At 59.3% G+C, this 7,884-nt stretch carries 3 protein-coding genes and 7 pseudogenes; 8 read left to right on the top strand and 2 right to left on the bottom strand.

Annotation, left to right across the window (positions count from 1 at the left end):
• Positions 1–217 precede the first annotated feature (217 nt).
• Positions 218–446, top strand: a pseudogene (locus NKI52_RS32295) (transposase); the annotation flags it as partial.
• A 174-nt stretch (positions 447–620) separates the two neighbouring features.
• Here NKI52_RS32295 and NKI52_RS32290 read toward each other — a convergent pair.
• A pseudogene (locus NKI52_RS32290) lies at positions 621–1,646 on the bottom strand (IS110 family RNA-guided transposase).
• Positions 1,647–1,897: 251 nt separating this feature from the next.
• Between NKI52_RS32290 and NKI52_RS32285 the strand changes: the two are divergent.
• The 7 genes and pseudogenes from NKI52_RS32285 to NKI52_RS32250 form a co-directional block, all read left to right on the top strand.
• Positions 1,898–2,196 (top strand): annotated as a pseudogene (locus NKI52_RS32285) (transposase); the annotation flags it as partial.
• 75 nt (positions 2,197–2,271) lie between these two features.
• A pseudogene (locus NKI52_RS32280) lies at positions 2,272–2,947 on the top strand (transposase); the annotation flags it as partial.
• Between the two features lie 805 nt (positions 2,948–3,752).
• A complete protein-coding gene (locus NKI52_RS32880) occupies positions 3,753–4,208 on the top strand; it encodes a tyrosine-type recombinase/integrase (RefSeq protein ID WP_502897840.1) in 456 nt (151 codons plus the stop codon).
• A gap of 78 nt (positions 4,209–4,286) precedes the next feature.
• Positions 4,287–4,450 (top strand): annotated as a pseudogene (locus NKI52_RS32875) (transposase); the annotation flags it as partial.
• Positions 4,451–4,914: 464 nt separating this feature from the next.
• Positions 4,915–5,760, top strand: a complete 846-nt coding sequence (locus NKI52_RS32260) for an autoinducer binding domain-containing protein (RefSeq protein ID WP_352700826.1) — start codon at positions 4,915–4,917, stop codon at positions 5,758–5,760.
• 644 nt (positions 5,761–6,404) lie between these two features.
• Positions 6,405–6,659, top strand: coding sequence for a transposase (locus tag NKI52_RS32255; protein WP_352700825.1), 255 nt, complete (start codon positions 6,405–6,407; stop codon positions 6,657–6,659).
• Between the two features lie 398 nt (positions 6,660–7,057).
• Positions 7,058–7,368, top strand: a pseudogene (locus tag NKI52_RS32250) (IS110 family transposase); the annotation flags it as partial.
• Here the strand turns inward: NKI52_RS32250 and NKI52_RS32245 are convergent.
• A pseudogene (locus NKI52_RS32245) lies at positions 7,367–7,517 on the bottom strand (transposase); the annotation flags it as partial. The pseudogenes NKI52_RS32250 and NKI52_RS32245 overlap by 2 nt on opposite strands.
• Positions 7,518–7,884 lie beyond the last annotated feature (367 nt).

Below are 7,884 nucleotides of genomic sequence, written 5' to 3'. Positions count from 1 at the left end.
GGCGGGCGACGCGACACCTACGGATCCGCGCTCTCGGCGCAACCGGGCAGGTCGCAGGGGCGGCCAGCTACTAACGCGAGCTCGCCGCTCATCGAATACATCGGCCTGCCCGCACTTGGCGTGCTCCCGGTGCCCCTGTCCCGGATGGTTGCACCATACGCCGAAAATCGCTCATCTCCAGCGGGGATCGGATGGCACCGTCATGATCATACCGGTTACCAACCCGATCGAGCGCCTCAACGGCGAGATCAAGCGGCGCACCGAGGTCGTCGGCATCTTCCCAAATGATGACGCCATCGTCCGCCTGGTTGGCGCGATCCTGCTCGAACGTGCAGCGCGCCAGATACATGACGCTTGTGTGGATGCCAGCCGTTTGCAAGGAAGATTTTGAACCTTTGAACGTGATCGAGTGCGGTCTTGTGTCAGGCCTTGAGTTGCGGCCATGACGTGCCGCGGGCCGGTATGGTGATACGCGGATCAGGTCCAAATCTAGAAAGCGAGCGCGAGGCTCGGTGCGTCATTCTGGTTTTCCTGATCCCGATCTGATCGATCATTTGCCCATGCGGTTCAGGCCTTCCTCACATCCCCGACGGACCCGGTTCAGGTGTGCTGCTGAATGCTCACGCAGGCACCGTTGCCGGATTCCGGTAATCCTCTTCCTTTGTCAGCATGGCCCAGATGCCACGCGCCATCTTGTTGGCCAGCGCAATGGCCACGAGCATGCGCGGCTTCTTCGGCATCATGCGCGCAAGCCAGGAGCCTTCCGGCGCGCCCTTCCGCGATGCCCATCGGGACCACAGCCATGGCTCCAATGATGAGCAGGCGTCGAATATCGCATTGGCCCATCTTCGAGGGTTTTCCTAGTCGTCGCTTGCGGCCGGTCGATTTCTGCAACGGGACGAGCCCAAGCCAGGCGGCGAAGTCACGGCCGCATTTGAACGTCTCCATCGGGGGCGCGAAAGTTTCGATCGCCAGTGCGGCGACGGGGCCAACGCCGGGCATTGTTTGCAAAGCGCCGAGATGCCTCAGCTTCCCTCGGCAGAGCATCGATCTTCTTCTTCAGTGGGTCGATCCGGCCAGTTAGCTGGCAGGTCCGGTCCAGCAGATCGCGGCAGATTTCGCGGGCCAGATCAGGCAGATTGGCGTTCTGGTCCTCAACGAAACATTCAAGTCGGTTCAGATAACGAATTCCCTGCGGCGCGGTGTGGCCGAACTCATAAAGGTGCGCACGCAATGCGTTGACCAACTCAGTGCGCTGATTGACCAGCTGTTCCCGGGTGCGAAACAGTATGGACCGAGATTGCTGCTCCTCGGTTTTAGGTTCGACGAAGCGCATCGTTGGCCGTTGCGCTGCCTCGACGATCGCCTGCGCATCCGCTGCGTCTTCTGCCGCTTGATGAACGCCTTCACATAGTGAGGTGGAATCAGCTTCGGCTGATGGCCAAGCTGGACCATCTGGCGCGCCAATAATGGGACCCGGCGCACGCCTCCATCGCCACGACACATGCCGGATGACCCGCCATGAATTTGCAAAACTGCAGGCGCGACAGCTTCTTGCGAAATACGACTGATCCGTCAGCTGCCGCCCCGTGCACTTGAGAGACGTTCTTTTCCAGATCGACTCCGATGATGGTAACCTTTTCCATGGATGCCTGCCTCTCCTTGCGTGGCGCTAACACCACAAACTTGGCACATTGCGATGCCGCCGGAGAAGGCTGGCATCCACCCCATCTGGAAACCATGAGCCAAATGAGCGATGATCCTCTGATCAGCCTGCCAGCCGTGGCACGCTGATCAGCCCGGCCCGCTTGACGCGCTTTATGTCGGTATCGCACAGCGGAAGGTGAACTACATTCTACACGCCGACGCAGCGCGAGGAGATCGACGGTAAGGTGAGGCCTTCCTCGAGCGGCCGATCGAGGGCGACTGGCCATACCTATGGATTGATGCCATCTACCTAAGGTTGGCCGCGGGGGGCCGCATCGTGTCGGTCGCGTCATCATCGCCGTGGGCGTCAACAGTGACGGCCGGCGCGAGGTGCTCGGTATGGAGATTGGCACGTCGGAGGCGGAGCCGATTTGGACGGAGTTCCTGCGCAAGCTGACACGTCGCGGCCTGCGCGGCGTTAAGCTTGTCGTCTGCGACGCCCATGAGGGCATCAAGGCCGCCGTGACCAAGGTGCTGTGCGCCACCTGGCACGGGTGGGGCTGTTGAAGAAGTCCTTCCCCGCTGATTCAATTGGTCAATCGTTGATTCGGTGGAGGATTCGCGATGCTGGGTCGGAAAGAACGAGATCAACTCGAACTGTTCATGACCGGCTCGCTGCGACAGCTCATCCCTGATGATCATATCCTGGCCAAGGTTGATCGTGTGCTTGATCTGTCGTGGCTGCGCGGCGAGGTGGCGGATCTCTATTGCGACGACAACAGCCGCCCGGGAATAAATCCTGAGGTTGCGGTCCGTCTAATGCTTGCGGGTTTCCTGCTTGGGATCGTCCACGACCGCCGGCTGATGCGCGAGGCCCAGGTCAACATCGCCATCCGGTGGTTCGTCGCCTATGCTCTGTATGAAGCAATTCCCGATCATTCTTCCCTGACAGGCATCCGCCAGCGCTGGGGCGAAGAACGGTTTCGCCGGATCTTTCAGCGCGCGGTGCAGGCCTGTATCGACGCCAAAATCGCCAAGGGCGAGATCGTCCATGCCGATGCTTCGCTGATCCGGGCCGACGTGAGCTGGGACAGCCTGGCGGTTCGTCACATGGAGGCGGTGAGTGCGGCGAGAATGCGGAGGCGAGGAAGAGCCGCAAAACCGGCAGAAGGTCTGCGTCACCGAGCCGGATGCCACCATGGCGACAAACGCCCGCAATCGCCGGCTTGAGCCGGCCTACAAGCAGCATGCTGTTGTAGATGATCTCCGCGGCGTGGTTCTCGATGTCGTGGTGACGTCGATCGGCCGGCAACCGAGCTGGTCGGCAAGTCGCGACTGGCGCCGCTCCATGCCACAACGGTCGCCGTGCTGTCGGATATGCCGCGCGACGCGACGCACATCTCGGCACGCCGCGCAGCCCCTATTTCTTTGTCGCCGAGCAGGGCGGGAGATTGCTGCACCAATACGTGCACCGCGTGTTCTGCAAGCTGTCGCGACAGATCGGTCTGCGGCAGCGGGGCAGCGCAATGGTCCGCGGGTCACGATCTCCGTCACCGTCTCGCCGTCCAGGCCCTGACCAACTGGTATCGTGCGGGCGAAGACGTCGAGCGCGAACTGCCGGTCCTCTCGACCTTTCTCGGCCATGTCAATGTTCGCGACCCCTACTGGTACCTATCCGCCGCGCCGGAGCTAATGACCCATGCCGCGCGACTGCTGGATGAGCGGTGGGAGGCTCGCTCATGAGCGCCTGGAACGATCTGGCTGTGCTGATCGATCGTCTCATGCGGCATCGAGGCGCCGCGCTTCCTGGGTTCCTTGAGCCAGCACGCGGAAGGGCTTGCTGTGCAACCTTGGTGAGCGGCGGCCCTTGCCGATACATCGCACATGCGCACCGCGGCCGTTTGCACAGCCAGCAACAGCAGAGTGTGTATCGCTCGACCCAGCCATGTGCTACGATCCGGGCAGGCCAGGATCGCTTCAATCTCGGGTCTGGTGAGAAACTGAAGCTTTCCTTGTCGCATCGCTTGCTCGGGATCGCGAGCACGCGTTGAATGTGGGCGCTGTGCGCCGGCTCCTCCAATGACGCATATCTGAAGAAAGACCGAATGCGCCGTGAGACGGAGATTCCGCGTCCTTACCGAGGCGGATCGGCTCGTCTCAAGGTCCTCCAGGAATGCGCAACAGCTCTATTTCCGAACGTGCACGGCGGCAAGCTTAGCTCCGACAGCTTGCAGGCGTTGCTGAACAAATATGTCGCCAAGGCGCGTGAGCACTGCGTCCCCCTTCGCTCGAAGCGCGTGTCGCCCCACGTGTCACGGCACAGCGCTGCCATGGAGCTGCTGCAGGCGGGCGTCGATTGTTCGATCATCGCCCTTTGGCTGGGCCATGAGACGATGGAAACGACCCTGACCTACCTTCACGCACATCTTGAACTGAAGGAATCCGCGCTTGCCAAGCTGCCAATGAAAGGCGCGTCGAAATCCCGAAGCGTCAACTGCGACGGGAACTTGCCAAGGCGTGTCTGCGCGAATGCAAACAGGAGTCGGAAGGTGTCGCGATAGGAGGCGATGGTGTTGAGCTTACGGCCGGCTGCGTTCCGACCCGGTCTTCAAGACGGACCTGGACGCGCCTTCTTCGGGTCGATGTCGAAACGCTCCAGCTTTGCCATCGCCCAATATGACACGTCGCGATTGCGCCTCATCAAAATCGCTGCGCCGGTGGTCGAGATGAAGACGCAAATCCGCCTGCACCTGTCGACATCCCCGACCAGCGCATCCTGCGCATCGTCCTCGATCGCATCCCCAACTCGCGACATAACTATGGGGCGCAGACGCCCCGAAACGAACCTGTCGACCGCAACCTGCAAACCCCGCCTGCCATCACGCCGGATCACCGCCGGCGCCTGACGAGGTTCGTGAAAAAGCAGCACCGCAACGGCGGCCACATCGCCGCTTCATGCCGCCGAGACCTCATTGCCGTACGTCAGGCGGCTAAATGATGTATGTAAAACGCTCCAAAATATTCATGCCATTATCGGATGTCGGGTGAAAGCATATAAAATATAAACTTTGTTTAGTTGTGTTGCGTTCATATAACGATAGCATAAAATAACTTCAAATTAAAATAACTAGGCCGATTGACATGAGATGTTTAGAGCTTTGATCGTGCTGGCCTGCGAGGGCGGGCGCGCGAAGCCCTACCCTTAGACCCGGCAGCTTCGGGTGGCCAGTGACAACATCCAACGCAAATCGCTACGGAGCAGAGATCATGGAACGTCCGCGGATAACTGCTGTCTCTCAACGTCGAGGGCTCTCAACCAGAGTGTCCGACCAGTTTTCTTTGGTGCCGGCGATGCATTTTCCTGAGGCTGCCAGTGAGGCGTTTGCACTCGAGTTTGGCCAATTTCTCGACCAAACCGACGGTGTTGCAAAATTGGAGCATTTATTCGACCTGTTATCTAATTTTGCCCTGAATTTTGATTGTCCGTGGATCGCGTATGGATCTCTTGCAACAGACCAAAAAGGCTTAAAGCCGGTCCGAGGCGATCCGACGGTCATGCTGAATTATCCTCATGGATGGCAGGAACGCTATTTCGAAATGGGTTATTATAGGATAGACCCCACCATCAAGAGGAGTCGGAGGCGAGCAGAAGCCTTTCGGTGGAGCGAGGTGTACAACGACGAAAGCACGACTGAAGACGAACGGCGCTTTTTCGACGAGGCGGCGACGTTCGGCTTAAGATCGGGTATTAGCGTTCCATTGCACGGCCCCGATGGCCGCTTTGCAATAATGAACTTTGCTCAAGCCTGGGCCGGTGAATTCCAAAATGGAGCAATCACCTACTTGCAGCTCGCGGCATTACATTTCCATCTGAGAATCGGCAATTCCGCTATTTCAAGCGGTATTGAGGAGAGACCCAATCTTTCTCCAAGAGAAAAAGAGTGCATCCTATGGACGGCTAAAGGTAAGTCGTCGTGGGAAATAGGTAAAATTGTAGGAATATCTGTTAATACTGTTAACTTCCACATAAAAAGCGTAATTCGAAAAATGGACGCGGTCAGCAGAGCAACTGCGGCTATAAAAGCGCTAAAATTAGGAATTATTGAATTGTAAGCTCGGATTATAAAATGTCGGTAAGCACCGTCAAGCCTAGTTCAACGGTTGATCTGTTGGGACGAAGACCGGCATTATTACAATTCGCCTGCCTTGAAGCCGTGGAGGCAGTGCCCGAATAGGTCGACTTGCCGTCGATTCGCCTCACGGGTGTACGGGATCGCGTCCTTCTGCCACTGCCCTGCCACAAATTTATGCCACCGGCGTACCAACGTCTTCACCCTGCGTAATAACGAACGTCTTCTGCACGTCCGAAAATCGCATGTGCCGTTCACCGATCCGATCGCCGCCGTCAGAGATGCGCTAGCCCGTCTTATGCATGACAGTTTCTTGGAGAGTGGTGTCTGGATCCACGCCCCGAAGAGCCAGGGAACTGGCCCGGCGGTTCGACCGGATCGTCGGCATGAAGACCAGGTTCGTGACCCTCGACCGTATACTCGCGCGCATCCGGACCGACCGGCAAAGCTTCCTGAAAGATCCTCCAACGCCCGGACATTCCGCTCCACACCAATGGCTCGGAGAACGATATCTGCAGCGTGGTGACCCGGCGCAAGATCAGCGGCGGAACCCACAGTGACCAAGGCCGTGCCGCCCGCGGCCGCATCATATAGCTGGCACGCCGGGACAAAGTTTGCAAGCTGCTGATGACAATGCCGGGTGTGGGACCACACGTTGCGCTGTCGTTCAGGCCGAGACTCGATGATCCTGCTCGGTTCCGTCGTTCGCGCAATGTCGGCGCGCATTTCGGTCTTACGCCGCGCCGTTACAGCTCGGGCGAAATCGACCTGTCGGGAACGATCAGCAAGATGCGTGATCGCCATACGCGCCACATGCTCTACGTTGCTGCGCAGATCACTCTCAGATGTGACCAGGATCTTTGGTCGTCGATGAAGGCGTAGGCCATGGGTGTCGCCAAGACTCGTGGCATCGCCAAAGCACGTGTTGCGCTTCCGCGCCGGACGCGGTTACGCTGCACAAAATGTGGGTGACCGGGGAGCCGTTCCGCCGGCAGAGAACGTGCTGGCCCACGCCTAGACTAGCTCACTCGTATCCGCTGCGGCGGAAGTCCCGGCAAGGGACGGGTGAGGGTGAGAGCGACCGTCCGTTTGGTGTGCCGTCGGCCGACCAAGGAACGCCGTGAATAAGATGGCTCCGCCCCTACCTAGTTGAACGCCATCCTGTGCCGGCCGAGCGCCGAGCACGAAGAGAAGACTGTTCCATTGCCGGATCGACCAACGCCAAGGCGACAATTTACGGAGGAGTAGATGTAAAATGAAAACAGCTTGACGAACGCCGGGACAGAGAAGATAGCAATGACGCCCGGGCGTTGGCGCAGATCCTGCGCATCGGCTGGTATCGCAGGTGCATGTCAAGAGCAGGCAGTGCCCGGCTGTGGCGTTCGCTGCTGGTTGCCCGCCGCACGGTGCTGAACGAGATGCGTTCGATCGAGAACGTAGTGCGGGCGATCCTGCGCGAGGCCGGCGTCGAGCTGGGCCTGCCGTTGCGCAGCGCGTTTGCCGGTCGCGTGTGTGAGTTGACGGGCGCTGACGCCGAGGTGATGGCGATGTTGAGCCGCTGCTTGCAATCCTCGGTGTCATGTTGAGCGCCCCACCGCCTGCGACGAGCCGAACCGCTCAGGCCGGTGGATCGTGGCGCGGAAGGCGAGCGCGGTGATCGGCCCGACGCCCGGCGCTCTTCAGCCGCCGGCAGACTTCTTCATTGCGGACGGTGTCGAGAACCTGCTTGGTCAGGCGGGCGAACTCTCCGCCGCAAGGTCGTGAAACAGATTGAGACGCCTCCCTCTCCTGACCCCATCATGCGGCGGCCCAAGCGCTGACCGCGAAGAGAAGCGAGTGACCCACGGAACGGTCCGAGAAAAAGCGTAGGAGCGCCTTGACCTCAACGACCCCAATCAGAGAGGGCTCTGAGTCAGCACGGTTCTGGCAACGTGAGTTCGGCATGAGCAATTGCAGGAACTCATCGCAATTCACTGCGATCAGCTACTCGACCACGACCCGGTAGTCTGCCGGTGCCATGTTAGAGCACGTCCTGTTTAATCCGGGTCATATCCTGCGGCTTCGAAGTAGTTGGCACATTCGGCTGGCGTGAAGAGGTCGACGACCG

This window comes from Mesorhizobium sp. M0590, assembly GCF_040320905.1.
Taxonomy (GTDB): domain Bacteria; phylum Pseudomonadota; class Alphaproteobacteria; order Rhizobiales; family Rhizobiaceae; genus Mesorhizobium.
The sequence above is the reverse complement of the archived record's forward strand: the minus strand, read 5'-3'. Positions and strand labels throughout refer to the sequence as shown.